Here is a 26,598-nt window from a genome sequence, read left to right as displayed (position 1 = left end):
CATAATAATGATGAAGAAGCAATTTATTTTATTTTTTGTCTTTATGATTTCAGTGGCTTCTTTTGCGCAGCAGGAGAGAACATTAAAACTTAATAAGGAAACCGGATTTATTGAGGTTGTGTACTATCATGACAATGGAGTAGTGAGTCAAACAGGATTCTATACTGCAGATGGTAAACTTCAAGGGGAGTGGTTAAGTTTTGATCAGGAAGGTAAGAAAACAGTTTCTGGAAATTATGATAATGGGAAAAAAGTCGGCAAATGGTTTTATTGGAATGATAAAACTTTAAAAGAAGTAGATTACAACAAAAACGCTATAGCTAGTGTGGTTTCTTGGACGAATTCGTCTGGAGTAGCACTAAGTAATTAAAAAGCTATCTGTTAAAACAAAAAAAAGCATCTTAATTTTAAGATGCTTTTTTTGTTTTGACTAATTCAACCTATTTATTCTACTGTCCAAGAAGCTCCCCAAGTAGCATAATCTGTTCCTGTACCGTTTCCGTTACCAGAAATAAATTCTGCTTCTGTAAAGGTTTCTGCTGTATCGTTTTTCATGTTAAGAGTTACATCTGTAAAAGTAATATCTGTAACGCTTAAGTCTCCACTTAAAACTCCAGCTCCAGTTGGATTGTTACCAGCATCTCCATCTAGATCGAAACCTTCAGTAAATCCTTCAATTAAAACATTATTGAAGATTCCTTGAGTTCCAGCTCTTAATCTAATAGCTTCGTTACCTGTTGCAGATCCTAAACCAATAATTGTAAGGTTGTTTACTGTTGGTTTAGAGAAATAACCTGCAGCATTACTAAAATCTGTATTGTACCCATCTGCTTCAATTCCTTTATCATGACTAGCACCGTGCTTGATGTATGCATGAGTAATTGTTCCTGTATAACCTTCTGTCCAGTCAATAGAATCATCCTGTGCGTTTACTACAGAAACATAACTAGCGTTTACTGTTCCGCCAAAGAATTCTACACCATCATCTTTTCCTTCGTATGCTTGAATGTATTCTACTGTTGTTCCGTTTCCAACACCGTAAAAAGAGAATCCGTTGTTTTCAGATTGTCCATCTGCAGCACCTCCAGAATATTCTACTCTTACATAACGTAAGCTTCCTGAGTTGTCTGCTGCATCTGCTCCTCCAAATGGTAAACTAGCAATTTCTGAAGTGGAAGTAGATGTTCCTGTTACCGAGTTGATAGGAGCCTTTCCTAAAAGAATTAAACCTCCCCAATCTCCTGCAGCAGGAGAAGAAGCGTCTGATGTAAATACGATTGGCTTAGCAGCTGTACCGTTTGCAATAATTCTTGCTCCTTGAGAAATAGCGATATATACATTTGCTCCAGCAGCTAAAGCTTCAACAGTCATACCTGCAGGTACAGTTAAAGTGGTTCCTTCTGCCATGATTAAAGATCCGTTTACTTTGTAGCACTTGTCTGCATCTAAAGTTAAGTCTTCTACATAGGTTCCAGAAAGATAAATACATTCGTCTGTATCGTTGCTTCCGCCGTTGTTATTGTTTACAGTGCTGTTATCGTTGATGATAATGTCTGAAGTGTCATCTGTTGAGCAAGAGAAAAGCACGCTTACTAAGGAAATTCCTAAAATAAATTTTTTCATTGTTTTTAAGTTTAATTGTAATTGAGTTGTGTTTAAATTGTTTTTAAAATTTGTATTTAAGTTGTAGGTTAAGGTCTATTCCTCTTTTGTAGTCGGTTACACCTTTTCCGTTTGCAGAGTTTACAGAAATGTCTCCTAAAACAGTTTCTCTGTAATAATCTATGTTTGTGTTTAAAATATTTTTCACTCCAAGGTTAATTTCAAAGTTTTCTTTCACCTTGTTTTTTAAGATGAAATCTAAAGAGGGAACTCCTTTTTCAATAATATTTCCTAACTGTCCAGAACCTAATGCGTCAATTCTATTAGAGAAATAAGAGAAAACTAGGTTGGCTGTTGGTTTGTAGTTTCCGAAAGTAGGAGAGTAATTAATATCTGCATTTAGAATTAATGGAGAAGCACCTTGTAGAGTTTCATCACTTTCTTGGAAGCTTACGTCATAGAATTTTCCGTCGATAGAGCGATATAAGTCTTGCTCTGTATGCATATATGTAGCGTTAAGTCCGGCAGAAAGTTTTGTGTCGTCATTATCATCTGTTAGAATGTTTTTTCTAATTTCTACTTCCAATCCGTAAACATTTGCTTTATCACCTGTTCTAAAGTAGCGTTGTGTTCCTGTGGCATCTGCACCAACTACTAAGTTTACTGGATCTTTGATTTCTTTGGTAAATGCTGCTACAGAAAGTATTTCGCTTTTACTGAAGAACCATTCGTACTTTAAATCTAGATTCCAAATTTTAGAATATCCTTTTTCTAATAAATCTGGATTTCCACCCATTCTAGTTGAAATGTCTTCGTAAACAAAAGGAGCTACTTCTTTAAACTCTGGAATAGAAACTGTTTGACTAGCAGAGAAACGTAAATTAGCATCTTCTGATAAGGCATACTTCACATTTAATGTAGGAAGTACAAAAGTCTGTTTAGAAGTGATTTCGCTATTTCCTAAGTTTCCTAAGTTGATAACATTAAAAGCAATTTTCTGCTCGATAGATTCTAAACGAACTCCTGGAACGAATAACCATTTTTCACCAGATTTAATTTCGGCATCAAAATATCCTGCGTAAATATTAAGGTTTCCTTTATAAGCATTTTCATACTGTCCCGGTCGGTTTATATTCGATAGAGTAGGAGTAGGCTTGATTACTTGAATTTGGTAAATACCATTGTCCGATTGGTTAAGGTTCAAGTTGTTTAGGTTGAAAATGCTGTCAAAATTATTTACATCTGTAATTCCGTAACCAGCATCTATAATATCATATCCGTAGCGAATATTATTGAAAGATCTTTGTTTGCTTCTTCCGTTGAAACCAATGTTAAACTTTAGGTTTTCCTTTGCGTTATAAGCAAGATTTAATCTTCCGTTGTATTCGTCATCTTCTATATTTTGAAAATAGCGTTGGTTATCAAAAACCACATTGCTATAAAAAGTAGGGTTGGTGCTGCTATCATTATCTAAAGCGTAATGATAGTTTTCTACACTTATACGTTTTCTGTCTGGTTGTTTTGAGAATACGTAGTTATAGCCAAATCCCCAATCTATATCAAGCTTTCCTGAAGTGTGATTTCCTAATAATTGGTTAACGAACATTTGGGTTTGATCAAACTGTGCATTCATTTGATAAAAACCTTCGTCTGTGTTTAAGATAGCATCACGAGATCTACCTTTTCCATCTATTCCGAAATAGCCAATCTTATCAGAAGAACTATTTATAAATAGGGAGTTATACTTAAGACTGTTATCGCTGTTTATTCTGTAGTTAATGGAAGCCATAGCAGTTGTAGTTGTACCGTATTCATATTCTTCGGCATTATCTATAAAGGCTTTCTTTTCGGTAAGTGTATAATCTACTGCAGAACCTTTTCTGTAGTTGTATTTGTTTTCAAAAGAAGCTGTAGCAAAAAGACTTAGTCTAGACTCATCATTTAAATCGAATGATTTTCCAGCGGAAGCTCCATAACCAATATTCATAGGAGTTCCTGCGTTTTCAGGATCTATACCATGGGATAAAACAACAGCAAATGGATTGTGGTTGTATCTTCCGTAGTAACCAAAATATCCAGTTCCTTCATTTCTTACAAAGCTTTTGTCAATTGCATTTGTGTTAAATCCAGTGCTAACGGTAGCTTCAAAGAATCCGTTTCCTTTATAATCTTTAGAACTGATGTCTACATTTCCTGCAGAAAAGTCACTATAATATTTTGAAGAATATGCTTTGCTTATTGAAACATTTTCTATCACATCTGAAGAAAATAAATTTAAGTCGATATTCTTTTTGTTTACATCGTTTGAAGGCAATGCTAAACCATTCATACTTGTATTCAAGTATCTATCTCCTAAACCACGAACATATACATTGCTGGAACCCTCTTGTTTTGATACTCCAGAAATTTTTGCAACAGCTCCAGCGGCATCACTTACCCCCTTTCTAGAAAGTTCTTCTGCACCAATACTTTGTTTGATTTCAACTGCTTTCTTTTGTTCTAATAATAAAGCTGTTTCGCTTTCTCTTTTGGTAGTGGTAGTAATTACAACTTCATCTAAGGAAGCGGAACTCGCACTCATGCTAACATTTACAACAGTAATTTTGTTAGGTAGGATTTCAACAGGTACTTCCTGCGTTTCGTATCCAACATAACTATATGCTATGGTGTAGCTTCCAGGAGCTAGATTGTTTAAGGTGTAAAGGCCGTCCATGTCTGAAGTAGTTCCTGTAGAAGTACCTTTAATAATTACATTTGCAAAAGCAAGAGGTTCATTATTATATTCTTTATCAATTAATTTTCCTGATAAAGAGCCTGCCGATTGCGAGTAGCTAATGAATGAAGTAAATGCTGTTAATATGAATAAAATTTTTCTCATTATTAGTTTTAATTTCTTGGGGCAAAGAAACCGCAACAAAGTAAAGAGGGTGTTAACTAAGCATTAAACAAGAGTAATAAAACAGTTAGCTTAATGTTAAGAAATAAGCGTTTTTATTTTATTTCGAAATAATTTCTTAACATTCAAAATACTATCTTGCACCTTATTATTTATATACTATGAACTGGGAACAATTACTCTCTTTAAAGCGCTTTGGCGATACCAATAAAAGATTAAGAAAAGAACAAGACGAAACGCGATTAGGGTTTGAAGTAGATTATGATCGTATTATATTCTCTTCCGAATTTAGAAGTTTACAGGATAAAACACAGGTAATTCCGCTTTCGCAAACAGATTTTGTTCATACACGCTTAACACATAGTTTGGAAGTAAGTGTGGTTGGTCGTTCCCTAGGAAGAAAAGTAGGGATTAAACTTCTTGAGAAATATCCGCATTTGCAAAATATTCACGGCTACCATGCAAATGACTTTGGAGCTATTGTAGCATCTGCAGCCTTGGCTCATGACATAGGAAATCCGCCTTTTGGACATTCAGGAGAAAAAGCTATTGGCGAGTTTTTTAAATCTGGAGCAGGAAAAAAATATAAAGAACAGCTTAGCCCTAAAGAATATCAAGATTTATGTGATTTTGAAGGAAATGCAAACGGTTTTAAAATTTTAACCGAAAGTAGAGTAGGACGTGAGGGTGGATTACGCTTGAGCTATGCAACTCTTGGTGCCTTTATGAAATATCCAAAAGAGTCTCTGCCTAAAAAGCCAACAAAGCATATAGCAGATAAAAAATACGGATTCTTTCAAAGTGAAAAAGAAGCATTTTTAGATGTGGTAACAGATTTAGGTTTAATAAGTAGAAGCGAAACAGATATTAGCTATGCACGACACCCACTTACTTATTTAGTAGAAGCAGCAGATGATATTTGCTATACCATCATAGATTTTGAAGACGGAATTAACCTTGGTTTAATCCAAGAGGAATATGCTTTGGAATATTTAATTAAGCTGGTAAGAAATACACTTAATATTCAAAAATACAATGAGTTAAGTAATACTCAAGATAGAATTAGTTATTTAAGGGCTTTAACGATTAATACCTTAATTAATGAAGCGGTGGATATTTTTATTAAAAACGAAGAAGCTATACTAAAAGGAGAGTTTAGTTCGGCTCTTTTAGATAAAAGCATGTACGAAGCACAAATTAACGACATTATTAAAATAAGTATTGATAATGTATATAATTCGCCAGAGGTTTTAGATAAAGAGGTTTCAGGTTTTGAAGTATTAAAAACCTTATTGCATATTTATACCACTGCGGTAAATAATAATTTTGATGGAACGCTAACAGAGTTCGATAAAATAATTCTAAAAAAGCTACCAAATACTATCAATACTGAAGAGGAAAGTCTTTACAAACGATTATTGAGCGTATGTAATTATGTTTCTGTATTGTCTGATAGCAAAGCAATAATGGAGTATAAAAAAATCAAGGGACTGAGTTTTAATATTTAAGTCCTTTTGAAGTGCTTATTAGTTAGATTCGTTAATCTCCTTTATTTTATTAGCGATGCTTTCTGGATCCAGTCCGATAATCTTTTGAAGATTATTTACAGTTCCTTGCTCTATAAATTTATCTGGAATACCAAGTATATGTACTTTGTTTTGGTATGCTTGTTCTGAAACAAATTCAAGTACTTCACTTCCAAAACCACCTTTTATAGAACCATCTTCAATGGTGATAATGGTTTTGTGGTTTTTACATATTTCGTGAAGCAAGGTTTTGTCTATAGGTTTTACAAAACGCATATCGTAGTGAGCCATTCCTTCATCGTCATCAAATAGATTTATTGCTTCTATAACATTATCACAAATAGTTCCAATGCTTAAAATCGCTATGTCTTTTCCTTCTTTCAAGCATTGACCTATCCCTATTGGAATAGGAGAGAAAGCTTGTTTCCAGTTTAGGTTATTCCCTCTTCCTCTAGGGTAGCGAATAGCAATCGGTGCATCTAATCCTAGCTGAGCTGTGTACAAGATGTTTCGTAGCTCAATCTCATTTCTAGGAGCAAAAATAATGAGGTTTGGTATGCATCTTAAACACGATAAATCAAAAACACCATGATGGGTTGCTCCGTCTTCACCAACCAAACCAGCTCTGTCTAAACAGAAAATTACTGGGAGTTTTTGTAAGGCTACATCATGAATAACTTGGTCGTAAGCACGTTGTAAAAAGGTAGAATAGATATTACAAAACGGAATATATCCTTGGGTAGCCATACCCGCAGCTAGAGTAACGGCATGTTGTTCTGCAATACCTACATCAAAAGCGCGATCAGGAAATTCTCGCATCATATATTTTAAAGAACTCCCTGTTGGCATTGCTGGAGTAATACCAATTATATTTTTGTTTTGTTTTGCAAGTTCCACTAAAGTATGACCAAAAACATCTTGGTATTTTGGTGGCTCAACGGTATTTCCTTTTGGATGTAATTCCCCGGTTAAAGCATTGAATTTTCCAGGAGCATGATAAGTCACCTGGTTTTCTTCTGCTTGCTTTAAACCTTTTCCTTTAGTGGTTATTACGTGTAAAAATTTCGGGCCACTAAGCTTTTTAAGTCGTTCTAATTCTGAAATCAAAGCAGGAAGATCGTGTCCGTCTATGGGTCCCGAATAATTAAAGTTTAGGGCTTCAAAAATATTGTCTTGCTTTTGTGTTCCTTTTTTTACGTTGGTTAAATATTGTTTTAAAGCGCCCACACTAGGGTCTATTCCAATAGCGTTATCGTTAAGAATTACCAATAGATTGGCATTGGTAACCCCTGCATGATTTAGTCCTTCAAAAGCCATTCCGCTTGCTATAGAAGCGTCTCCAATAACCGCAATATGTTGTTTGTTGGTTTCCCCTTTTAAATGTGAGGCAATTGCCATTCCTAAGGCAGCAGAAATTGAAGTTGAAGAATGCCCCACTCCAAAAGTATCATATACACTTTCTTCTCTTTTTGGGAATCCAGAAATACCCCCTAACTGTCTGTTGGTATGAAAAACAGCTTTTCTTCCTGTAAGTAATTTATGCACATAGGCTTGATGCCCAACATCCCAAACCAATAAATCTTCCGGAGTATTAAATACATAATGCAAAGCAATAGTAAGTTCAACAACGCCTAGGCTTGCTCCTAAATGCCCTTCTTTTGTAGCAACAATATCTATAATAAAAGCACGTAACTCTTTGGCGAGTTTAGTTAGCTGCTCTTCCTTTAAAAGACGTAAATCTTTTGGATAGTTTATATGGTCTAGAATCTTCTTCATCTAATACAAATGTAATATTTGAAAATGATACAATACTAGTTTCGATTTGAAATTGTATTTTTACTAATTCGAAAATGATAAAACCGATACAATGATAAATCCGTTTGATGATACTTATTTCATGAAGAAAGCACTACAAGAGGCCGAAGCTGCTCTTGAAAAAGGCGAAGTCCCTGTAGGTGCTGTTATTGTTGTTGAAAATAAAATTATAGCTAGAGCACATAATTTAACCGAATTATTAAATGATGTTACAGCTCATGCCGAAATGCAGGCAATTACTGCGGCTGCTAATTACTTAGGCGGAAAATACCTCAAGAACTGTACTTTATACGTGACTTTAGAACCATGTCAAATGTGTGCAGGGGCTTTGTATTGGAGTCAGATTTCGAAAATAGTTTACGGTGCTACCGATGATCATAGAGGTTGTAAGGCAATGGGTGCTACATTACACCCTAAAACTAAAATAGAAGGTGGTGTAATGGAAGAAGATGCTGCTGCTTTAATGAAGCGATTTTTTATTGAAAGAAGAAACTTGAACTAGTTGCTTCTGTAGATCTATTATAATTTTCTAGCGTCTCCTTCGCGTTTACGCATTTTCTCTAAATTTTCTTTGGTAAGCATATAGTCTTCTAATTTTTTATCTTTCCATCTATAATAAGAGAATAACGGAAACACAATAACAAATAAACTAATAACCCCAAAACCAATTAGTTTCTCAGCATAAGGAACATCCAAGGTAAAACCAGCGATGATACTTCCAATGGTTGCTAAAAATATAATAAGAATAAGCTGTTTCATTTATGGTTTAAATTATTGTGTAAAGTTAATCAATTCTCGTCTGTATGCCGTTAGTAATTTAGATTTTGATACAAAACCATGATATTTTCCGTGTTTAATAACTGGTAAATTCCATGCTCCGGAATGTTGAAACTTTTTCATTACCATTTTCATAGAATCTTTTTCGTAGATAATATATTCTGGCGGATTGTGCATATAGGTTTCTACAGAAGTTGTTTTGTAAAGCTCTTGATCAAACATGACTGTCCTGATGTCATCTAGTGTAATAACACCTACCAATCTTGTGTCTTTATCTATAACTGGAAATAAATTTCGGTTCGATTTCGACACTGCTTGATGTAGCATTTCTTCCAAAGTCATTTCAGGACGTACTTTAACAAAGTTTTTTTCTATTACACTATCTAATTGCATAAGTGTTAAAACACTGTGGTCTTTATCATGGGTAAGTAAGTCGCCTCTTTCTGCCAATTCGCGGGTGTAAATCGTATGATCCATATAGTTTTTGGTAATCATATAAGAGATAGCAACCGTAATCATAAGCGGTAAAAATAAAATATAGCCACCTGTGATCTCTGCAATTAAGAAAATAGCAGTCAATGGCGCGTGAATTACTCCTGCAATCAAACCCGCCATACCTATTAGGGTGAAATTAGCTTCGGAAACTTGATGTCCAAAACCAATATTATTTATCACTTTGGCAATAACATTCCCCAAAGCACTTCCCATTACCATAGTTGGTACAATAACCCCACCAATTCCACCGGCAGCAAAAGTAGTTGTCATTGCTATCGCTTTAAAAATGGTGAAACCAATTAATAGGAGAATTACCACCCAAATATTGTCGGTATAAGCGTCAAACGGATTAGTTCCAAGTGCATGAAGATAGTTTCCTTCAAATAAATCTTTTGTAAAACTTAAACCCTCCCCGTAAAGTGGCGGAATAAAATATAGCATTATACCAATGGCAATACCTCCAACCATGAGTTTGCTAAACTTGGTTTTAAACCGATCGAAAAAGGCATAAATAGCAAAGTATATTTTTGTGAAATAAATAGAAGCAATTCCTGTACCTATTCCTAAAAGCATATAAAAAGCAGTGTCTCTTGCTTGAAACTTTTCGCTAACATTAAAATCGAATAATAACTCGTCTCCTAAAAAGAAATAGGAAGTCAATACCGAAGAAATGGAAGCTATAAGTAAAGGTAATAAAGAAGCAAAAGTAAGATCTAAGCTAAATACCTCTACCGCAAAAACGATAGCTGCAATTGGGGATTTAAACATAGAAGCTAATGCTCCAGAAGTAGCACAAGCAATAAGCAGTGTTCTTGTTTTTTTATCTACATGTAAAATCCTGCTTAAATTTGAACTTAACGCCGAACCAGAAGTGATTGCGGGTCCTAATAATCCAACCGAACCACCAAAACCTACAGTAAGCGGGGCGGTGATTAAAGGGTGGTAAATTAGTTTATAGGATAAAAGCCCCTTCTGTCTTAATAAGGAATAAAGTAAAGAAGGAATAGCACGCTTAATAAAAGGAGGAACGATTGGTGTCATGCCTTTTTTAGCGAGATATTTAGTATATAGAAAAACTAAAAATAACCCAATTACCGGGAGTATAAAATACAACTGATTTTCAGAAAAGATAATTCCTCTTTTTAAAAACGATTGTATCGTATAGGTGATGTTTTTAAGAGTAACTGCAGCAACACCAGTTAACAAGCCAACTACAACACTAAGTATATAAACAAAGTTTTTTTGGGAGATGTGCTTATACCTCCAAACTAAAATCTGTTTAATGATCTGTTGCTTTGGCATGTGATGAAGTTACTAAAAAATCCTGCACTTGGCAGGATTTTTAATTTATGATTTTAAGTTCAGTTTTAAACTTAGTTCTGTCAGTTGCTCATCGTCAATTGGAGCAGGAGCGTCAATCATAACATCTCGACCTGCATTGTTTTTAGGGAATGCGATAAAGTCTCTAATAGTTTCTTGTCCACCAAGAATAGCAACCAATCTGTCAAGACCAAATGCAAGTCCACCATGAGGAGGAGCTCCGTATTCAAAAGCATCCATTAAGAAACCAAACTGTGCTTTGGCATCTTCTTCAGAGAACCCTAAATGTTTCAGCATGATTGCTTGTGTCTTTTTATCGTGAATTCTAATAGATCCACCACCAATTTCATTTCCGTTTAAAACCAAATCGTAAGCATTGGCTTTTACTTCTCCTGGATTTGTATCTAATAATTCTAATTGTCCTGGTTTAGGAGCGGTGAACGGGTGATGCATTGCGTGGTAACGGTTTGTTTCTTCGTCCCATTCTAATAGTGGGAAATCCATTACCCATAAAGGAGCAAATTCGTTTGGTTTTCGTAAGCCTAAACGAGTAGCTAATTCCATACGTAAAGCACTTAGTTGTGCTCTTACTTTATTGGTTTCGCCAGAAAGTATACAGATTAAATCTCCTGCTTTTGCACCTGTTACTTCTGCCCATTTAGCTAAGTCTTCTTGGTCGTAAAATTTATCTACAGACGATTTAAAAGAACCGTCATCATTCACGCGACAGTAAACCATTCCTAAAGCTCCAACTTGTGGACGCTTTACCCAGTCAATTAATTTATCAATTTCTTTTCTAGTATAAGCGTTTCCGCCAGGAACAGCTATACCTACAACTAATTCGGCATTATTGAAAACACCAAAATCTTTGTGTTGGGCTACTTCGTTTAACTCCCCAAACTCCATTCCAAAACGAATGTCTGGTTTGTCGTTTCCGTATAAACGCATAGCATCGTCATATAGGATTCTAGGGAATTTCTCTACTTCAACGCCGTTTACTTCTTTTAATAAGTGACGCGTTAGTCCTTCAAAAGCATTTAAAATATCTTCTTGTTCTATGAAAGCCATTTCGCAGTCTATCTGTGTAAACTCTGGCTGTCTGTCTGCACGTAAATCTTCATCTCTAAAGCATTTTACAATCTGGAAGTACTTATCCATTCCTCCAACCATAAGTAATTGCTTGAAGGTTTGTGGTGATTGTGGTAATGCGTAAAACTGTCCGGCATTCATTCTAGATGGTACAACAAAATCACGAGCACCTTCTGGTGTAGATTTTATTAAGTACGGAGTTTCAACTTCGATAAAGCCTTCTTTAGATAAGTAATTTCTTACTTCTTGAGTTACTTTATGTCTAAAAATCAAGCTGTTTTTTACAGGATTACGACGAATATCTAAGTAGCGATATTTCATTCGTAATTCTTCTCCACCATCCGTTTCATCTTCAATAGTGAAAGGTGGAACAAGAGCTTCGTTTAAAATAGTTAATTCGGAAACTAACAACTCAATATCACCAGTAGCCATATTAGGGTTTTTAGAAGCACGTTCTATAACCGATCCTTTTACTTGAATTACAAATTCACGTCCAAGTTTTTGTGCTTGCTTCATCATTGCTTCTGAAGTACGTTCTTCATCAAAAACTAATTGCGTGATTCCGTATCTATCTCGTAAATCTACCCAAACAATAAAACCTTTGTCTCTAGATTTTTGAACCCATCCAGCTAGAGTTACTTCTGTATTTATATGTGATGCATTTAACTCACCACAGTTGTGACTTCTGTACATATCCTTATCGAAAATTAAGTTGCAAATTTAACATAAAAAAACTTCAACTAAAATGTTGTGCAAGTTTTATTCTATTCTAAAGAAATAAAAAAATCCGAAGCATTATACTTCGGATTTTTTAAGAGTTAATCTTCTATGCCTGCTATTGGCTCTTTTACTATTGGCGTTTCTTCTTCTAGGTTTTCAGTAGAAGCAGATTTTTTTCGTAACCACATTTTAAACTTCATAACTAAAAAGAATAAAATAGGAACTACAATCAAAGTCAAGAAAGTAGCAACTATCAGTCCGTAGATTACTGTCCACGCTAATGGCCCCCAGAAAACTACGTTATCTCCACCCATATAAATATTTGGATCAAAGTCTGAAAATAAAGTAAAGAAGTTAATATTTAAACCAATTGCCAACGGTACTAAACCTAATATGGTGGTAATTGCCGTTAATAAAACCGGACGTAAACGAGCTTTACCGGCTTTTACAATACTTTCGTATAAGTCACGTGTACTTAGGTATGCATCTTCTTCTAGATCTAGTTCATGTTTTTTTCTATCAATTAATAGTTGTGCATAATCTAGTAAAACCACACCGTTATTTACTACAATTCCGGCAAGGGAAATAATTCCAACCATGGTCATCATAATTACGAAAGCACTTCCAGTAATAACGATTCCGCCAAACACACCAATTAAACTCAACATAATTGCTAGCATAATGATAGTTGGTTTGGAAACAGAATTAAATTGGAAAATTAATATGAAAAATATCAAACCAATACCAGTAAAGAAAGCTCCCATCAAGAAGGTCATTTGTTTATTCTGCTCTTCAATCTGACCAGTAAAATCAAGTTTTACTCCTTCTGGAACTCCTTCAAAACCTTTCATTTCATTTTGAATTTGCGAAACTATTGCTCCGGCATCTGTATGACCGGGAGATAGTGCAGAGTAAACGGTAACCACACGCTTGGTGGCCTTGTGTTTGATTGCACTAAATCCAGAATTGTTTTCATGCTTGGCAACAGCAGAAATAGGGACACTTTTTATTTGTCCGGTATTATCTCTAAAGGTAATGTGCTGGTTAAAAAGCGCACTAGTATTGTATCTGTTCTCTTCATTAAAACGAATATAGATATCAAAATCATCTCCGTCTTCCTTGTAAATTCCTGCTTTAGAACCAAAGATAGAGTTACGTAATTGTTGACCAATCTGCGCTGCGCTAATGCCTAATTCTCCTGCTTTTTCTCTGTCTATAATAACACGCATGGTAGGCTTGTCTTTATTGACATCGATTTTTAATTCATCAATACCTGCAATATTTTTGGTGTTGATAAATTCACGCATATTTTCTGCAACAGCAATTAACTCGTTGTAATCATCCCCTTCAATTTCAATGTTAATTGGGGATCCTGCTGGCGGTCCGTTGGAATCTTTTTCTACAGAAATTAAAACTCCCGGGAATATCCCTACCAACGACTCCTGTACTTTTTGACGTAATAATTCACTGTCCTCACCTCTTCTAAATTTATACTCACGCATAGAAGCTGTAATCTTTGCTTTGTGAGGCATTTCGGCAGCAGAACCACCGTCGGTTTGCGGATTTCCTGCTCCTTCACCAACCTGAGAAACGGCACTTTCTACTAAGAAGTTATATCCGTTATCTAAGTATTGGTCTTGGTTAATTACATCATAAACACGCTTTTCAATTTGCTTTGTAATAGCGTTTGTTTTTTCAATGGCAGTACCTTCAGGATATTCTATATAAACAATAATCTGATTAGGTTTATTATCTGGAAAGAACTCTACTTTGGTTCTTTGAGATTTCAGGGAAGCACCAAAGGAAATAAAGGCAACTATTAAAAGAATAAATGTTACGATGCTTAAAACGTATGGTCTCCAACGGGAAAGTGCCCAACGTAATTGTCCTTCGTACCAACGTTCTAATCTTACTAAGGTTTTTGTCTGGAAGCTATTTGCCCACTTACGAAGAAGTAAACGATACACCCAAAGCATGATTGCTGTAAAAATTATTAGAACTCCTAATGCTCTATAGTCTCCTCCAAAAAAGAAAATTAAAAGACCAATTACTGTCATTATTATGGTGCTTCTAACTATTTTAGCTAATGGCATGTTTTTGTCTTCAATACTCATAAATTGAGAAACCAATACCGAGTTAAAGAAGATTGCAACAAATAGCGAAGAACCTAAAACTACAGAAAGAGTAATTGGTAAAATCATCATGAATTGCCCCATGATACCTGGCCATAAACCTAAAGGAATAAATGCAGCAACGGTTGTAGCGGTAGAAATTATAATAGGGAAGGCGATTTCGCTAATTCCTTTTTTAGCAGCTTCCTTTCTATTCATGCCTTCCTCGTCCATAAGCCTGTAAACGTTTTCAACAACTACAATACCGTTGTCTACCAACATTCCTAGTCCCATGATTAGCCCGAAAAGTACCATGGTATTTAGGCTTTGTCCTAATAACTCTAAAATCATTAAAGACATAAACATAGACATTGGTATTGCAAAACCAACGAAAATGGCGTTTTTGAAACCTAAGAAAAACATCAAAACTGTTACAACAAGTATAACCCCAAAGATGATATTGTTTACTAAGTCGTCAACCTGCCCAATAGTTACTGGTGATTGATCGTTTGTGATAGTGACTTTTAAATCTTGTGGAAAAACATTTTCAATAGCATCTTTCACAATTAATTGTACCTTCTCTGCTGCATCCACCATGTTTTTGCCTGCACGTTTTTTTACGTCAAGCATCACTACAGGTTCTCCAAACTCACGAGCAAAGGTGGTTCTGTCTTCTTCTTTAAAGGATACGCTTGCTATGTCTTTAAGATAGATTGCTTTTCCTTTTTCAGCTTTTACAACAAAATTTTCTAGTTCTGAAGGTTTTTCAATTTCTCCTAAAATCCTAATAGTTCTTCTTTGTCCACTAGCAATAAGGTTTCCGGCAGACATGGTTATGTTCCCGTTGTTGATTGCTCCAATAACATCGTTAAAAGTTACCTGTGCAGCCATCATTTTATAAATATCTACAGCAACTTCAACTTCTTTTTCTTGAGCACCTCGAATGTCTGCTTTTTTGATTTCCTGAATATCTTCAATTTTATCTTGTAAGTGTTCTGCAAACTCTTTTAGTTTTTCAACTGTATAATCTCCAGAAATATTAATGTTTAGGATAGGCATTTCTTCCGAAAGGCTTAATTCAAAAACATCTGGATCTACTTTTGCACCGTTAAAAGAAGGCCAGTCTTCACTAGAAACTTCTGTGTCTATTTCGTCTTTTACCTTTTGTTTGGCTTGGTCTACAGTAATATTTTCATCAAACTCCACTATAACCATAGAGAAATCCTCTTGCGAAGTTGAGGTGATTTCTACTACATTGCTTATGGTTTTTAACTTGTCTTCTAAAGGGTTTGTTATAAGCTTCTCAATGTCTTCTGCGGTGTTTCCAGGGAAAACAGAGCTAATGTATATTTTAGTTTCGTTTACTTCTGGGAAATTTTCTCTAGGCATGCTAAAGAATGCAGAAACACCCAAATAGAAAAAGACCAAAATAAGAACATACATAGTAGTCTTATTATTGATAGCCCAAGAGGACAAACCAAATTCCTTTTCTACTTTTTTCTTTTTGTTTTCAATCATGAGTTAAACAATTTATAAATTGCAAGCTTATTGGTTAATTACTTGAACGGTTTGTCCGTCTTTAATACTTCTTGCACCTTCTTGTACAATTTCTGTCCCATCTTCAATACCGCTTAAAACTTCAATAACATCTCCTTGCGTTTTTCCGGTTTTAATGATGATTCTCTCTACGACACCTTCCTGCTTGTCATTTTTGTTTTTTATTACATAAATGTACTGTTCTCCATTTGCATTTTCAGAAATGATACTTTGCGGAATTAGTAGGGCATTTTTATTGGTGTAATCGTTGATTTTAAGCTTAGCGACTAAGTTTGGTTTAATTGATTTGTCTTCGTTTGGAATGTCTACTTCTACCTTAAAAGTTCTGTTTGCTGGATGGATAACATCTCCGGCTTGTTTAATTTTTGTAGCTATTGTTTTTCCTAAAATAGGAAACTCTACACTTACATCTTTACCTTTAACAACATCGGAAATATAACGCTCTGGAATATCTGTTTCAATATACATTTCATCCAGGTTTACTATTTGCATAAGCGGTGTTTGCCCTGCAGCAACTACGCTTCCTTGCTCTGAAATAACATCGTCTATAGTTCCTGAGAATGGCGCTCTAACAGTGGTTTTTGCAATTTGTTTTTGAAGTTGGTTTACTGCTTCGGTCTGTGCTTCAAAATTAGATTTTGCTTGTAAGAACTGAATTTCACTTCCAATTTTTTGATCCCATAATCTTTTTTGACGTTCAAAAGTGGTTTTAGCTAAATCTGCCTGAATTTGTAACTGTGCTAATTGTTGGCTTAATCCGCCATCATCAATTTTCGCTAGAGTTTGTCCTTTCTTCACTTTTTGTCCTTCCTTAACGTACACATTGGTAAGAATACCATTGAATTCTGGAGTTAATGTTAAAAGGTTTTTGGTGGTAACATTTCCTTGTATTTCAAGTACGTGCTTAAATACTTCTTGCTTTGCAGTAAAAGTTGTAATTAATGGAATATGCTTCGCGGTATCTAACAGCGAAATCTTTTCGTCAAGTAACTTGATTTCATCTTGTAATTCTTTAAGATTATTTACTAATTCAGTTCTTTTAGTTCGGATAGTGCTTAAGTCATTACTTTCAATGACTTTTTCCACCGAATTGTTTTTCTTTTCACCGGAACAAGAAGCTATAAGTAACGTTAATAATAGAATGGAAAATATATTTTTCATTTGTTTACTGAGATTATGCGTGAGTTGGTTTATTAGTTTTTTGGAGTTATGTTTAGTACCGTTTCTAGCTCTGCTTTTGTATTAATAACGTCTAGCATAGCTTGTAATAATTCTTGTTGTGCGGTATATAATTGTGTTTGTGCTTGGCGTAAATCAAAACTAGAGGAAATACCTTCAAAAAACTTGGTTTGGTTTTTCTTTTCAATACGTTCTGCAAGATTTAGATTTTGTTTTTTGTTCTCGTAATCCTCTAAAGCAAATTGGTAATCGCTTTTTGCCGATGCAATTTGAAGCTTTAATTGTTGTTGTGTTTCGGTTAAATCATCTTGTGCTTTTTCAAGGTTGATTTGAGCTCTTTGCGTAGCAGCGCTTCGCATTCCTGAACTAAATATTGGAATGTTTAAACTCATGCCAAATAAAGAGGAGCCAAACCATTTTTGATCATCCGTTGTAAAAGAAAAAGTTTGACTGTTTGCCATATAGCCGCCATTTACAAAAGCGTTCAGGGTTGGTAACGCTTTGCTTTTTTCTAGTTTTAATAAAAGCTCTTTAGAGATTTTATCATTCTGTGCAATTTTAAAATCAATAGTGTTTTCTACATTTTCTTCTACAGTTAATAAACCTAAAACGGAATGATAATCTGCTAATCCGCTTAAACTATCTGTTAGCTTTGTTTTTGTTTCAAGATCTAAACCAAGCGTGATGTTTAACATTTGGTAGGCTAGTTTTTTTAGTCTTTCGGTGTTGTTTAGTTGACTTTGGACTCCTGTAAGGGTGATTTGTAGTTGCTCTACACTTTCTTCTTCTCCTAGTCCGTTTTCGTAAATTTTATTGATTTCGAAAATATTCTTTTCAAGGACAGCGATGTTTCTCTTTAAAATGCTAATGCTTTCTTCTGCTAATAATACATTTCCGTAGGCGTTGATTACTGCTTTTCTAACCTCTAGGTCTGTTTTTTCTTTAGCATTTTTTGAGATTTCTAAAAACACCTTAGCAGATTGTAGCCCAACAAGGTAAGATCCGTCAAATATTTTTTGCGAAAGGGTAGCGGTTGCACTCATGCTTTGCTTGGTTCCAAAAGCTACAGGAATAAAGCTTCCTGGAGTACCGCCAGCTAATTCCCCTGGTAACAAGGAAACTTGCTGCTTTATCCAATTTTGGTAGTCTACAGCAGCATTTATTTGTGGTAAACCGGTAGCAGTTGTTTCCCATTTTTGTTGCTCTGCCGCTTGAATATCTCTAGCGGCATTTTTTGCTTTTCGATTGTTTTCTAAAGCATAATCTATCGCTTCCTCTAAGCTAAAACTTTGGCTGTTTTCTTGAGAAAAAGAAATAAAACCAATTAATAATAATATTGCTAATGAAATGTTTTTCATTTTTGATCTGCGTTTAATTGTTTGTTTAAAACTTCTAGTCCTTCTGTTGTGCAAATACCACGAAGGTGATATTCTATAAAAAGTTCCATAAGGGAATTCATAGAAAAGCTTGTTAATGGGAAAACCTCTTGGTCTTTTAAAGATGTTATACCATTAAAATAAATCCTAGAGATAAAGTCTTTGTTTATGGAGTCTCTATACAGTTTTTGTTTTACTCCTTTTTCTAAGTTTTCTTTTACGCAACAAAGCATTTTATCAAAATACTTTGCTCTTAAAGAGGTCGAAATCTTTGGGTAGTACTTTTTAAGCTGGTATTGTGGCGAAGATTTTTCGTCTTTTAAATGTTCCATTACAAACCTTTTGATTTCAAAAACTTCTTCAATAGGGTTTTTATTTAAGTCACATATACAGTCAATTCCGTGAGAAATAGTTTCGTACATGTGAGAGGTAGTGGTTTCTACTAATTTGGTTTTATTGTCAAAATGTTGGTAAATAGTTTTTTTAGATATGCCAAGCTTATTGGCTATATCATCCATGGTAACACTTTTAAAACCATAGCTTATAAAAAGCTCACTTGCGGTATGTATAATTTTTTCCCTCATAATTTTGCGCAAATTTACAACGGGAAACTTTATAAACCTAAATAGTTTCCGTAGTATTGTTTTTTTTTCTTAACATTTACTAAAAAGTATGCTTATGTTATAGCTTTTCGATTATTTTTGCAGCATGCAAAATATACCTTACTATCAGGAAGCATTTACAAAGTATTTAAATGCATTTACAACAGATAAGAATCCGCAGACCTTATATAATCCTATACATTATATATTAAATTTAGGAGGTAAAAGGTTGCGCCCTGTTTTAACTTTAATAGCAGCAGATATTTTTAACTCCGATTATAAAAAGGCATTAGACGCTGCATTAAGTATTGAAGTATTTCACAACTTCTCTTTAGTTCATGATGATATTATGGATGACGCTCCATTACGTAGAGGGCATCAAACAGTGCATGAAAAATGGAATATCAATACGGGAATTCTTTCTGGAGATGCTATGCTAATTTTGGCATACCAACTTTTTGAAAAATATGATCCAGAAATTTTTCAAGCCTTAGCGAGGTTGTTTAGTAAAACGGCTTTAGAGGTTTGTGAAGGACAGCAGTATGATATCGACTTTGAAACAAGAGAAGATGTTAGTATTCCTGAATACCTAAAAATGATTGAATACAAAACAGCTGTTTTGGTTGGTGCTGCTATGCAAATGGGGGCTATTGTTGCAAAAGCTTCAGAGGAAGATCAAAATAAAATATATGACTTTGGAAGGTTCTTAGGAATCGCTTTTCAATTACAAGATGATTATTTAGATGCTTTTGGAGACCCTAAAACTTTCGGAAAACAAGTTGGAGGAGATATTATTGAAAATAAAAAAACATACCTATATATAAAGTCTATTGAGTTTTCTGCTGAAGAAGACCGAATTCAGTTGCAGCATTTATTCAGTTTGAGCCCTTCAGATCCTAAAGATAAAATTGAAGCGGTAAAAGAAGCTTTTACTACAAGTGGTGCTGCCGAAGCAACTAGACAAGAGATTGTAAATTACACAAATATGGCTTTTGCGGTATTAGAAACTTTAGATATTTCTGAAGAAAATAAAGTTGCTCTAAAGTTATTTGGAGAACAATTAATGAATAGAGAAGTTTAATAAATTCTCTGCTGTAGCAGAAACGTATAACGGAAACAAGTAATGAAATTGCTGTTTCGCAAGACTAAAATTATGCATGTACCTGCTACTTTTAATGAGTTAATAGAAAAGGCTGAAGACTTAAATCTTTATAAAAAGCTAATCCAACAACTGAATAAAGATTTTCTTTTTGCTAATATCGATTTAGATTTTAGTGAAGAGATACTTCCTTCTAGCCTAAAGTTAATGCTTCATGAAACGGTGTATCACCTTATTCAAGAAAAATTTGTCGAGTATTTGAATCTACTATATATAATAGATGTGCCAGAAGACAAAGTTAGGCAGTTAGATGGTAGCGATACCTTGCAACTAGCGGAAGATGTTTCCTTCTTAATCCTAAAACGAGAATGGCAAAAAGTTTGGTTTAGAAATAAGTATAGTGAGTAAGGAACTCATTAAAACCTTAGAAATACACTCTCACAAAAGGACTCCAAGCATTTGCATAAATACTTTTATCGTCATCAAAAAGTAAATCGTATTTCACCCCAACAGTAACATTTCTTGTTCGGTATCCAGCTCCAACATATAGTGCTGGCGACCAATAATTATCATCTTTAATAGCAGGGTTGTCAAAATTTCTACTAACATTATTTTGCTCAAACTCTCCAGAAACTTGAATCTCTCTTATAGGATTGTATAAGCCAATTATGCTTCCGCCAATAATAGTAGATTTCAACATATTTTTTCTGCTGTAGTAAGAACCACTCAATCCTACCCCTAAAGCAAAACTATCATCAAACTGATAAATGGCACTAGGAGCTAGAGTTGCACTAAAGGTATTACTTCCTGTACTTAAGCCAATTCCGCCACCAAAACGCACCTTTTTCCAGAAATCACTTTTTTCATTTTGAGGAGTAACTTGTGCTATTACTGTTGTAAAAGCAAAACTTGAGAAAATTAAAAAGGCTACAATTTTTTTATTTAAAAGTGTGGAACGAAGCATGTTTTCTTGGTTTAGGAATTATGATGGAATGAAATAAGTAATTATTTTGTTAATTATAAGTTTAAATATACTAAAACTCCTTCTAAGTTTAGTAAAATTTGTATTTTTGAAGAAATTTTGTAGAAGCTAGATTTTTTCAAAAAACATAATGGATAAATATTCCTTTTTAAACGCAGCACATACAGCATATTTTGCTGAACTATACGACCAATATTTAAAAAATCCAGACTCTGTAGAGCCAAGTTGGAGAGCCTTTTTTCAAGGCTATGATTTTGGAAACGAAAGCTCAGGAGCAAACGATATAAACCCAGAAGACTTTTCTTGCGATCACGTTTCAGAAAGCTTAACCAAAGAATTTCAAGTTGTAAAACTTATTGATGGTTACAGAACTAGAGGGCATTTGTTTACTAAAACAAACCCAGTAAGAGCAAGACGTAAATACGCGCCAACATTAGAGATTGAGAACTTTGGTCTTTCAGAAAGCGACTTAGATACGGTTTTTAACGCTGGAGAAATAATTGGAATTGGAACGAAAACACTTCGTGAAATTCGTACGCATTTAGAAGCAATATATTGCAACTCTATTGGTGTGGAATACATGTATATTCGTAAACCAGAAGAGCTTTCTTGGTTCCAAGAGAAGTTAAATGTAAACGATAATCAGCCACAGTTTTCTGCAGAACAAAAAAAATACATCCTTAATAAATTAAACCAAGCTGTTTCTTTTGAAAACTTTTTACATACTAAATATGTAGGACAAAAACGTTTTTCATTAGAAGGAGGGGAGTCTTTAATTCCTGCTTTAGATGCTTTAATTGAAAAAGCTTCCGAATACGATGTAAAAGAATTTGTAATGGGAATGGCTCACCGTGGTCGTTTAAACACTCTGACAAATATCTTCGGAAAATCGGCTAAAGATATCTTTAGTGAGTTTGATGGTAAAGATTACGAGCAAGAGGTTTTTGACGGAGATGTAAAATACCATCTAGGTTGGACTAGTGATAGAGTTACAGAAGCTGGTAAGAAAATAAACCTAAATATTGCACCAAACCCTTCGCACTTAGAAACAGTTGGAGCAGTAGTTGAAGGGATTACAAGAGCAAAACAAGACGATAAATATGCCGATAACCCATCGCAAGTATTACCAATAGTAGTACACGGAGATGCTGCAATTGCAGGACAAGGTTTGGTATACGAAATTGTGCAAATGTCACAATTAGATGGTTACAAGACAAACGGAACCATTCATATAGTAGTAAACAACCAAATAGGATTTACTACCAATTACTTAGATGCACGTTCTAGTACTTACTGTACAGATATTGCTAAAGTAACACTTTCACCAGTATTACATGTAAATGCAGATGATGCAGAAGCAGTAGTACATGCAGCTTTATTTGCTTTACATTTTAGAATGAAGTTTAAGCGTGATGTTTTTATCGATATGCTTGGGTATAGAAAATATGGGCATAACGAAGGTGATGAGCCTAAGTTCACGCAACCTTTGTTGTATAAAGCAATTTCTAAACATAAAAATCCAAGAGATATTTATGCCGATAAGTTAATTGCTGAAGGTATTATAGATGCAGATTATGTTTCTAAGTTAGAAAAAGAATATAAAAATTCTTTAGAAGAAAAATTAGAAGATTCTAGAAAAGAAACTAAAACAGTAATCACTCCGTTTATGCAAAATGAATGGGAAGATTATACGACTGTTGAAGAAGATAAAATGAATAAAGCTATTGATACCACTTATTCAAAAGAAGCTTTAGCTAAAATCACTAAAGTACTTTCTAGTCTTCCAAAAGATAAAAAGTTCATTCGTAAGATTTCTCGTTTAATCGAGTCTAGACAAAACATGTTTGATGAAAACAAGTTAGACTGGGCTATGGCAGAGCATTTAGCTTATGGGTCTCTATTAGAAGAAGGATACGATGTTAGAATCTCTGGACAAGATGTAGAAAGAGGAACATTCTCACACCGTCACGCAGTTGTAAAGGTAGAGGATAGCGAAGAAGAAATTATTTTACACAACAGCATTAGCGATAATCAAGGAAAATTCTATATTTATAACTCCTTATTATCAGAGTACGGAGTTGTAGGTTTTGATTATGGATATGCAATGGCAAGCCCAAAAACATTAACTATTTGGGAAGCACAATTTGGAGACTTCAGTAACGGAGCGCAAATTATGTTAGATCAATATATCTCTGCAGCAGAAGATAAGTGGAAACTTCAAAACGGATTAGTGATGTTGTTGCCACATGGTTATGAGGGTCAAGGAGCAGAACACTCTTCAGCAAGAATGGAGCGCTACCTTCAAATGTGTGCAAAAGATAATATGTTTGTTGCAGATTGTACAACACCAGCAAATATTTACCACTTGTTGCGTAAGCAAATGAAAGCTAATTTCAGAAAGCCTTTAATTGTTTTTACGCCAAAGAGTTTATTACGTCATCCTTTAGTAGTTTCTACCGTGGATGAATTTGCAAACGGAAGTTTCCAAATGGTAATTGATGATGCACAAGCGAAAGCAGATAAAGTAAAAACATTGGTGTTATTAACTGGTAAGTTCTACTATGATTTATTAGAAGAGCGTGAAAAACTAGAAAGAGAAGATGTAGCTTTAGTAAGAGTAGAGCAACTTTTCCCATTACCAATCGAAGAAATTCGTGAAGTATTAAGTAAGTATAAAAACGCTGATGATATTGTTTGGGCTCAAGAAGAACCAAGAAACATGGGAGCTTACAGTCATATGCTAATGCATTTAGACGAAGCTAAAACTTTTAGAGTAGCAAGCAGAAGACCTTACGGTGCACCAGCAGCAGGTAGCTCGGTTCGTTCTAAAAAACGTCACCAAGAAGTTATCGATTATGTTTTTGATAAAACAAAAAACAACCAACGTTAATAAAGTAAATTGCCATTCTTGTTAAACCGAGAATAAAATATATAATTAAAAATAAATAATTAAGTTTCCTGCAAAAGCTGGAAAATAAAATAAAATTGTAGAGCATGATTTTAGAAATGAAAGTTCCTTCACCAGGAGAATCTATTACAGAAGTAGAAATAGCAACATGGTTAGTTGAAGAGGGTGATTATGTTGAAAAAGACCAGGCTATTGCAGAAGTAGATAGTGACAAAGCAACACTTGAGCTTCCAGCAGAAGCTAGCGGAACAATTACCTTTAAAGCAGTAGAAGGAGATGCTGTTGCTGTAGGTGCAGTTGTATGTTTAATCGATACAAGTGCAGCTAAACCAGAAGGTGGATCAGCACCAAAAGAAGAAACTAAAACAGAAGCACCAAAGGCGGAAGCTCCTAAAGCGGAAGCGCCAAAGGCAGAAGAAACTTATGCAACAGGAACTGCAAGTCCAGCTGCTAAAAAGATTTTAGCAGAAAAAGGAATGGATGCATCTGCAATTAAAGGAACAGGTAAAGACGGTCGTGTAACAAAAGAAGATGCTGTAAAAGCAGTGCCATCTATGGGAACTCCAACAGGAGGAAACAGAGGTACATCTCGTAGCAGAATGTCTATGTTACGTCGTAAAGTAGCAGAGCGTTTAGTAGAAGCTAAAAATACTACGGCAATGTTAACTACATTTAATGAGGTTAATATGACGCCTATCTTTAATCTACGTAAACAATACAAAGAAGAGTTTAAGTCTAAGCATGGTGTAGGACTTGGGTTTATGAGTTTCTTTACTTTAGCTATAGTAAGAGCATTAAAAATGTATCCTGCTGTAAACTCTATGATTGATGATAAGGAAATGATTTCTTATGACTTCATCGATGTTTCTATTGCTGTCTCAGGACCTAAAGGATTAATGGTTCCGGTAATTAGAAACGCAGAAAACTTAACTTTTAGAGGTGTTGAATCGGAAGTAAAAAGATTAGCACTAAGAGCAAGAGATGGAAAAATAACAGTAGATGAAATGACTGGTGGTACATTCACAATTTCTAATGGTGGGGTGTTTGGTAGTATGTTATCTACGCCAATTATTAACCCTCCTCAAAGTGGTATCTTAGGAATGCACAATATTATTGAACGTCCAATCGCTGTAGATGGAAAAGTGGAAATTCACCCAATGATGTATGTGGCATTATCTTATGATCACAGAATTATTGATGGTAAAGAATCTGTAGGTTTCTTAGTAGCTGTTAAAGAAGCATTAGAAAACCCAGAAGAATTACTAATGGATAACGATATCAAGAAAGCCTTAGAACTATAGATTAGTTTTAAATAAAAAAAAAGCGCAATTCGAAAGAGTTGCGCTTTTTTTTTGTGATTAACCAACAAACTAATTTATATAAAATGTATATAAATATTAATCGTGATAACTACTATAATTAATACTATAAAAGCAGCAATGATAAATTTCTGTAAAGTGTTAATGGTATTTTTCATTTTTTTATTCAAATTAAACTCTGCGGATAAGATACCACGCAGAGTTTTTTCTTGTAAATAATTCTCCCTAAGAACTAAATAATAGCATGGTAAAGGTATAGGAAGTTGTTCTTATATCAAATACGTAGTTCTACGTAATTTTTTTAGGCTACCCCTAAAAATGCGAAAACCCCACATTATAATAATGCAGAGTTTTCATGTAAATAATTCTCCCTAAGAACTAATTAATAGCACTGTAAAGATATACTTTCTTATTGGTATATAAAATACGTAGTTCTACGTAATATTTATTTAGACTTGGTTTTTAAAAAAGTAAAGGCTCTAATTTATGTAAAAATTAGAGCCTTCAATAGCCTTCCATAAGGCCGATTAATAGCAATGTAAAGATATATTATATAGTGAGAATTTAAAATACGTACTTATACGTAATTTTTAAAACCTATCTTTATTTAGGCTTGCCCAAATAGAAAGGGAAGTGGGTTTATTGTCTATTGCTAACTTGGCAACTATATTCGCACGGTGCTTCTCAATGGTTCTTATAGAAACACATAGCTTATCTGCTATTTCTTGGCTAGTTAATCCTTCTGCAATTAAATAGATAATCTTTTTTTCAGATTTAGTTAGACAGGCTATAATACTTACCTTTTCTGTGTTTTTCGGTTTGTTGAGGTAGTTAAAAATTTCTTCGCTAAAATAAGTTTCGTTCATTTCAACATGCGCAATACATGTTTCAATTTCCTCAATAGCAAACTCTTTTAGTATATAACCATAAACACCAAGTGCTTTTGCTTGATCGTAAATGTCTTCGTCTTTATCAAAAGTGATTAAAATAATCTTGGTGTTTATGCCATTCTTTTTACATGCTTCGGCAACTTCAAGACCAGTCATTTGTGGCATTCTAATATCTAAGAGAGCAATGTCTGGCTTTTTTTTTACAATAAGGTTATAAGCAACCTGCCCGTTTGTAGCGCTTCCTAAAACATTAAATCCCTTAGAACTTAAAAAGTCCTGTATGCCTCGAAGCATTAAAGGGTGGTCATCTGCTATAATTATAGAAGTGTTCATAA

General features: G+C 34.5%; 19 protein-coding genes. 7 read left to right on the top strand and 12 right to left on the bottom strand.

Features of this window, described 5'->3' with window-relative positions; genetic code table 11:
* The first annotated feature begins 7 nt into the window (after positions 1–7).
* On the top strand, positions 8–370 hold the full coding sequence (locus DU428_RS01670) for a toxin-antitoxin system YwqK family antitoxin (protein ID WP_394340972.1): 363 nt from the start codon (positions 8–10) through the stop codon (positions 368–370).
* Positions 371–444: 74 nt separating this feature from the next.
* On the opposite strand, the gene DU428_RS01665 is transcribed toward DU428_RS01670, so the two are convergent.
* Together DU428_RS01665 and DU428_RS01660 are read right to left on the bottom strand one after the other, a co-directional pair.
* Positions 445–1,623, bottom strand: a complete 1,179-nt coding sequence (locus DU428_RS01665) for a multidrug transporter (protein WP_072348237.1) — start codon at positions 1,621–1,623, stop codon at positions 445–447.
* Positions 1,624–1,666: 43 nt separating this feature from the next.
* Positions 1,667–4,480: a TonB-dependent receptor gene (locus tag DU428_RS01660; RefSeq protein ID WP_072348239.1), complete on the bottom strand. Its 2,814-nt coding sequence runs from the start codon at positions 4,478–4,480 to the stop codon at positions 1,667–1,669.
* 179 nt (positions 4,481–4,659) lie between these two features.
* Between DU428_RS01660 and DU428_RS01655 the strand changes: the two genes are divergently transcribed.
* A complete protein-coding gene (locus DU428_RS01655) occupies positions 4,660–6,006 on the top strand; it encodes a deoxyguanosinetriphosphate triphosphohydrolase (RefSeq protein WP_072348241.1) in 1,347 nt (448 codons plus the stop codon).
* An 18-nt stretch (positions 6,007–6,024) separates the two neighbouring features.
* Here the strand turns inward: DU428_RS01655 and dxs are convergent, their stop codons facing one another.
* Positions 6,025–7,800: a 1-deoxy-D-xylulose-5-phosphate synthase gene (gene dxs, locus DU428_RS01650; protein WP_072348242.1), complete on the bottom strand. Its 1,776-nt coding sequence runs from the start codon at positions 7,798–7,800 to the stop codon at positions 6,025–6,027.
* 91 nt (positions 7,801–7,891) lie between these two features.
* Here dxs and DU428_RS01645 point away from each other — a divergent pair, with 91 nt between their 5' ends.
* Entirely contained in the window at positions 7,892–8,341 is a 450-nt protein-coding gene (locus DU428_RS01645; RefSeq protein ID WP_072348243.1) for a nucleoside deaminase, read from the top strand.
* A gap of 17 nt (positions 8,342–8,358) precedes the next feature.
* Here the strand turns inward: DU428_RS01645 and DU428_RS01640 are convergent, their stop codons facing one another.
* From DU428_RS01640 to DU428_RS01610, 7 genes are all read right to left on the bottom strand, one after another.
* Positions 8,359–8,598 (bottom strand): hypothetical protein, encoded by a 240-nt coding sequence (locus DU428_RS01640; protein ID WP_072348245.1) that lies wholly within the window; start codon positions 8,596–8,598, stop codon positions 8,359–8,361.
* A gap of 12 nt (positions 8,599–8,610) precedes the next feature.
* Positions 8,611–10,413, bottom strand: coding sequence for a chloride channel protein (locus DU428_RS01635; RefSeq protein WP_113965652.1), 1,803 nt, complete (start codon positions 10,411–10,413; stop codon positions 8,611–8,613).
* A 45-nt stretch (positions 10,414–10,458) separates the two neighbouring features.
* Positions 10,459–12,213 (bottom strand): aspartate--tRNA ligase, encoded by a 1,755-nt coding sequence (gene aspS, locus DU428_RS01630; protein WP_072348248.1) that lies wholly within the window; start codon positions 12,211–12,213, stop codon positions 10,459–10,461.
* Positions 12,214–12,338: 125 nt separating this feature from the next.
* Positions 12,339–15,869 (bottom strand): efflux RND transporter permease subunit, encoded by a 3,531-nt coding sequence (locus tag DU428_RS01625; protein WP_113965651.1) that lies wholly within the window; start codon positions 15,867–15,869, stop codon positions 12,339–12,341.
* Between the two features lie 27 nt (positions 15,870–15,896).
* Positions 15,897–17,069 (bottom strand): efflux RND transporter periplasmic adaptor subunit, encoded by a 1,173-nt coding sequence (locus DU428_RS01620; protein WP_113965650.1) that lies wholly within the window; start codon positions 17,067–17,069, stop codon positions 15,897–15,899.
* Between the two features lie 32 nt (positions 17,070–17,101).
* A complete protein-coding gene (locus tag DU428_RS01615) occupies positions 17,102–18,445 on the bottom strand; it encodes a TolC family protein (protein ID WP_113965649.1) in 1,344 nt (447 codons plus the stop codon).
* Complete coding sequence (locus DU428_RS01610) at positions 18,442–19,047, bottom strand: TetR/AcrR family transcriptional regulator (RefSeq protein ID WP_072348255.1); 606 nt, start codon at positions 19,045–19,047, stop codon at positions 18,442–18,444. Before DU428_RS01610 ends, DU428_RS01615 begins: the two co-directional genes overlap by 4 nt.
* A 124-nt stretch (positions 19,048–19,171) precedes the next feature.
* Between DU428_RS01610 and DU428_RS01605 the strand changes: the two genes are divergently transcribed.
* Together DU428_RS01605 and DU428_RS01600 are read left to right on the top strand one after the other, a co-directional pair.
* Positions 19,172–20,146 carry a polyprenyl synthetase family protein gene (locus DU428_RS01605; protein WP_113965648.1) on the top strand — a complete coding sequence of 325 codons (975 nt, stop codon included), beginning with the start codon at positions 19,172–19,174 and terminating at the stop codon, positions 20,144–20,146.
* Between the two features lie 72 nt (positions 20,147–20,218).
* Positions 20,219–20,572, top strand: a complete 354-nt coding sequence (locus DU428_RS01600) for a hypothetical protein (protein ID WP_113965647.1) — start codon at positions 20,219–20,221, stop codon at positions 20,570–20,572.
* Positions 20,573–20,588: 16 nt separating this feature from the next.
* On the opposite strand, the gene DU428_RS01595 is transcribed toward DU428_RS01600, so the two are convergent.
* Complete coding sequence (locus tag DU428_RS01595; RefSeq protein WP_243633433.1) at positions 20,589–21,128, bottom strand: alpha-ketoglutarate decarboxylase; 540 nt, start codon at positions 21,126–21,128, stop codon at positions 20,589–20,591.
* Positions 21,129–21,276: 148 nt separating this feature from the next.
* Here DU428_RS01595 and DU428_RS01590 point away from each other — a divergent pair, with 148 nt between their 5' ends.
* Positions 21,277–24,036 carry a 2-oxoglutarate dehydrogenase E1 component gene (locus DU428_RS01590; protein WP_072348263.1) on the top strand — a complete coding sequence of 920 codons (2,760 nt, stop codon included), beginning with the start codon at positions 21,277–21,279 and terminating at the stop codon, positions 24,034–24,036.
* Positions 24,037–24,140: 104 nt separating this feature from the next.
* A complete protein-coding gene (gene odhB, locus DU428_RS01585) occupies positions 24,141–25,355 on the top strand; it encodes a 2-oxoglutarate dehydrogenase complex dihydrolipoyllysine-residue succinyltransferase (protein ID WP_113965646.1) in 1,215 nt (404 codons plus the stop codon).
* 608 nt (positions 25,356–25,963) lie between these two features.
* Here odhB and DU428_RS01580 read toward each other — a convergent pair.
* Positions 25,964–26,596 carry a response regulator gene (locus tag DU428_RS01580; protein ID WP_072348267.1) on the bottom strand — a complete coding sequence of 211 codons (633 nt, stop codon included), beginning with the start codon at positions 26,594–26,596 and terminating at the stop codon, positions 25,964–25,966.
* Positions 26,597–26,598: the final 2 nt, after the last annotated feature.

Origin of the sequence: Oceanihabitans sediminis (genome assembly GCF_003337215.1) — a bacterium.
GTDB classification, from domain to species: domain Bacteria; phylum Bacteroidota; class Bacteroidia; order Flavobacteriales; family Flavobacteriaceae; genus Oceanihabitans; species Oceanihabitans sediminis.
The sequence above is the reverse complement of the archived record's forward strand: the minus strand, read 5'-3'. Positions and strand labels throughout refer to the sequence as shown.

Coding starts and splice junctions, on each gene's coding strand:
- DU428_RS01670 (WP_394340972.1), top strand. CDS start 8: ATGATGAAGAAGCAATTTATTTTATTTTTTGTCTTTATGATTTCAGTG.
- DU428_RS01665 (WP_072348237.1), bottom strand. CDS start 1,623: ATGAAAAAATTTATTTTAGGAATTTCCTTAGTAAGCGTGCTTTTCTCT.
- DU428_RS01660 (WP_072348239.1), bottom strand. CDS start 4,480: ATGAGAAAAATTTTATTCATATTAACAGCATTTACTTCATTCATTAGC.
- DU428_RS01655 (WP_072348241.1), top strand. CDS start 4,660: ATGAACTGGGAACAATTACTCTCTTTAAAGCGCTTTGGCGATACCAAT.
- dxs (WP_072348242.1), bottom strand. CDS start 7,800: ATGAAGAAGATTCTAGACCATATAAACTATCCAAAAGATTTACGTCTT.
- DU428_RS01645 (WP_072348243.1), top strand. CDS start 7,892: ATGATAAATCCGTTTGATGATACTTATTTCATGAAGAAAGCACTACAA.
- DU428_RS01640 (WP_072348245.1), bottom strand. CDS start 8,598: ATGAAACAGCTTATTCTTATTATATTTTTAGCAACCATTGGAAGTATC.
- DU428_RS01635 (WP_113965652.1), bottom strand. CDS start 10,413: ATGCCAAAGCAACAGATCATTAAACAGATTTTAGTTTGGAGGTATAAG.
- aspS (WP_072348248.1), bottom strand. CDS start 12,213: ATGTACAGAAGTCACAACTGTGGTGAGTTAAATGCATCACATATAAAT.
- DU428_RS01625 (WP_113965651.1), bottom strand. CDS start 15,869: ATGATTGAAAACAAAAAGAAAAAAGTAGAAAAGGAATTTGGTTTGTCC.
- DU428_RS01620 (WP_113965650.1), bottom strand. CDS start 17,069: ATGAAAAATATATTTTCCATTCTATTATTAACGTTACTTATAGCTTCT.
- DU428_RS01615 (WP_113965649.1), bottom strand. CDS start 18,445: ATGAAAAACATTTCATTAGCAATATTATTATTAATTGGTTTTATTTCT.
- DU428_RS01610 (WP_072348255.1), bottom strand. CDS start 19,047: ATGAGGGAAAAAATTATACATACCGCAAGTGAGCTTTTTATAAGCTAT.
- DU428_RS01605 (WP_113965648.1), top strand. CDS start 19,172: ATGCAAAATATACCTTACTATCAGGAAGCATTTACAAAGTATTTAAAT.
- DU428_RS01600 (WP_113965647.1), top strand. CDS start 20,219: ATGCATGTACCTGCTACTTTTAATGAGTTAATAGAAAAGGCTGAAGAC.
- DU428_RS01595 (WP_243633433.1), bottom strand. CDS start 21,128: ATGCTTCGTTCCACACTTTTAAATAAAAAAATTGTAGCCTTTTTAATT.
- DU428_RS01590 (WP_072348263.1), top strand. CDS start 21,277: ATGGATAAATATTCCTTTTTAAACGCAGCACATACAGCATATTTTGCT.
- odhB (WP_113965646.1), top strand. CDS start 24,141: ATGATTTTAGAAATGAAAGTTCCTTCACCAGGAGAATCTATTACAGAA.
- DU428_RS01580 (WP_072348267.1), bottom strand. CDS start 26,596: ATGAACACTTCTATAATTATAGCAGATGACCACCCTTTAATGCTTCGA.